The following is a 2192-nucleotide window of genomic DNA, read 5'->3' on the forward strand; positions in this document are numbered from 1 at the left end:
TGCTTCGCACACCGTGTTGCCGCAGGCCGAGAACCAACGGTGAGCTAAGCATGTAGGGCCGGGCATGGAGTGCCTTCGGACGGGGGTTCAACTCCCCCCACCTCCACCATACACAAGGGCTCGGATAGTCTCCGGGCCCTTTTTCTTGCCCGAAATCCCCGCACCACGCGGGGTTCCGGCCGTCTGTGCTGCGGGTGGCCTGCTGCCGAAACGCCCGAAATCGGCCACTTTCTCGGCCGGAGCTGTCTCTGTTCTCCGTTTGGCCTGCGGGTAGGCGCAGATGGTGGTCTAGTAAAATCAACAACTTACGCGCGTCGGTTCATCGTCAACCAAGGCCGCCGGTCACCACCGCAACTAGACAGCGTGCGTCATTTGTACTAACATTGCGGCAGTTGATCTAACAAAAGAGGTGCTGCCATGACTGCCGTTGCATCGTCGCCTTCTGCCCGCTCCGCCCGACTCGGGCTGCGCGCCACCCCCGAACAAGAGGCGGTGCTGCGCCGTGCCGCCGAAGTGGCCCACAAGTCGCTGACCGACTTCATCCTCGACAGCGCTTGCCTGGCCGCCGAGCAGACCCTGCTGGACCAACGATTGTTCATGGTTTCGGGCAGCCAGTATCAGGCCCTGATGGATCTGCTGGAGCGCCCCGAGCAGGCCAACGACGGCTTGCGTGACCTCTTCGCTCGCAAGGCGCCCTGGGACACGAAGTGACGTTGCGCGCACCGGAGCCGCTGGCCGCGCAGCATCGGCTGGAGGGTTTTGATTGCGGCAAGCCCGCGCTGAATGACTGGCTGTTGCGCCACGCCCGCCAGGCGCAGGGCAGCGGCTCGGCCAAGACCTTCGTCGTGGCCGACGATGAAGACCGCGTCGTGGGCTACTTCAGCCTGACGGTGGGTCAGGTGGACACACTGGAAGCGCCGGAGCGCATCCGCAAGGGCATGGGACAGTACCCGGTGCCGGTGGTGATTCTGGCCCGGCTTGCCGTGTCACGCGAGCACCAGGGCCTCGGGATCGGCGTCGGGATGCTTCAGGATGCGATTCGCCGCACGATGCTGATTGCCGAACAGGCCGGTATTCGGGCTATGTTGACCCACCCCATCGATGAAGAAGCGGCGAGGTTCTACACCCGGTTCGGGTTCATCGCCTCGCCGTTGCGAGAGCAACAATTGCTGCTGCTCTTGAAGGATGCCCGTCGCTGGGTTCGTTGAGTCACACCCTCACGCATCGAACCGTGCCACCACCTCCCGCTGCGCGACCCAGTCGGTCGGCAGCGGGTTGCGCTGGAACCACAGCAGGCTCATGCAGCGCGGCTGCTTGCCCGCCAGGATGGCCTGGATGAGGGCGGGCTCGAGCAGCGTCAGCCGCAGCAGTTCGTTGACCGTGGAGTGGTGCAAGCCTTCGCGTCGGGCGATCTCGCTGCCGCTGGCCACCACGCCCTCGTCGAGCAGGTGCTGCCAGTAGAAAGCCCGGGTCAGTGCCACCAGCAAGGGCTGATCCAGCGTGCGGGCCGTCGTGCCCGGCGCCTCGGCCGCCCCATCGGGCCGCACCACGACCGTGCGGGCGCCGCGCTTTTTGATCTTCCACGGGATGAAGGTGCTCAGCCTGACCTGTCCATCCTCGCGGCGCTCGCGGAGCACCGGGGCGCCGGTGGCCTGAACGCGTGCCTTCATGCGGCGGCCTCCAGTTCCTGCAGCTCCGCACCGATGGTGCCGGGCATCAGCTCGGCGGCCAGTTCCCGCCAGCCCTGGTCGCGCCAGACGATCTCCAGCCCCTCATCGGCCACGATCACCCGCTCGATCAGCAACTGCGCCAGGCGGCACTGCTCGGCAGGGAACAAGTGCTGCCACAGATTGGCGAGGTTGCGCATCGGCAGCACGACCTCAGGCTCTGACAGATCGGGACGGATGGCCCGGACCCGTTCCCACACCGCCTGCACCGTGTGCGGTGCCGACAGCGCCGCCACGATCTGCTGCGTGACCAGTTCTTCTATCGGCCCCGCTGGCAACGGGCCGCGTGGACTGGCCCAGGCACCGAAGCGCCGGTGTTGGAGCGGCGTGTAGTAGCGATAGACCTTGCCCTTCTTGACCGTGTGGCTGGGCACCAGCCGCTGGCCATCGGGCGTGAACAGCAGGCCGCGCAGCAGCGCGGGCGCGCGCCTGTGACCGTTCGTGTCACGGCGGCGCTCATTCGCA

Annotated in this window: 3 protein-coding genes, 1 other RNA gene and 1 pseudogene; 3 read left to right on the plus strand and 2 right to left on the minus strand. The window is 66.4% G+C overall.

Annotation, left to right across the window (positions count from 1 at the left end):
- The 3 genes from ssrA to ACK42S_RS17680 all read left to right on the plus strand — a co-directional run.
- Positions 1 to 109: a transfer-messenger RNA gene (gene ssrA / locus ACK42S_RS17670) on the plus strand; the annotation flags it as partial.
- Positions 110 to 417: 308 nt separating this feature from the next.
- Positions 418 to 711, plus strand: a complete 294-nt coding sequence (locus ACK42S_RS17675; protein WP_104303412.1) for a DUF1778 domain-containing protein — start codon at positions 418 to 420, stop codon at positions 709 to 711.
- Positions 708 to 1208 (plus strand): GNAT family N-acetyltransferase, encoded by a 501-nt coding sequence (locus ACK42S_RS17680; protein ID WP_409710704.1) that lies wholly within the window; start codon positions 708 to 710, stop codon positions 1206 to 1208. Before ACK42S_RS17675 ends, ACK42S_RS17680 begins: the two co-directional genes overlap by 4 nt.
- Positions 1209 to 1217: 9 nt before the next feature.
- Here ACK42S_RS17680 and ACK42S_RS17685 read toward each other — a convergent pair whose 3' ends face one another.
- Together ACK42S_RS17685 and ACK42S_RS17690 are read right to left on the minus strand one after the other, a co-directional pair.
- Positions 1218 to 1670, minus strand: a complete 453-nt coding sequence (locus tag ACK42S_RS17685) for a hypothetical protein (RefSeq protein WP_409710707.1) — start codon at positions 1668 to 1670, stop codon at positions 1218 to 1220.
- A pseudogene (locus ACK42S_RS17690) lies at positions 1667 to 2192 on the minus strand (recombinase family protein); the annotation flags it as partial. The pseudogene ACK42S_RS17690 and the gene ACK42S_RS17685, both read right to left, overlap by 4 nt.

This window comes from Caldimonas sp. (genome assembly GCF_046289365.1).
GTDB lineage: Bacteria > Pseudomonadota > Gammaproteobacteria > Burkholderiales > Burkholderiaceae_C > Caldimonas.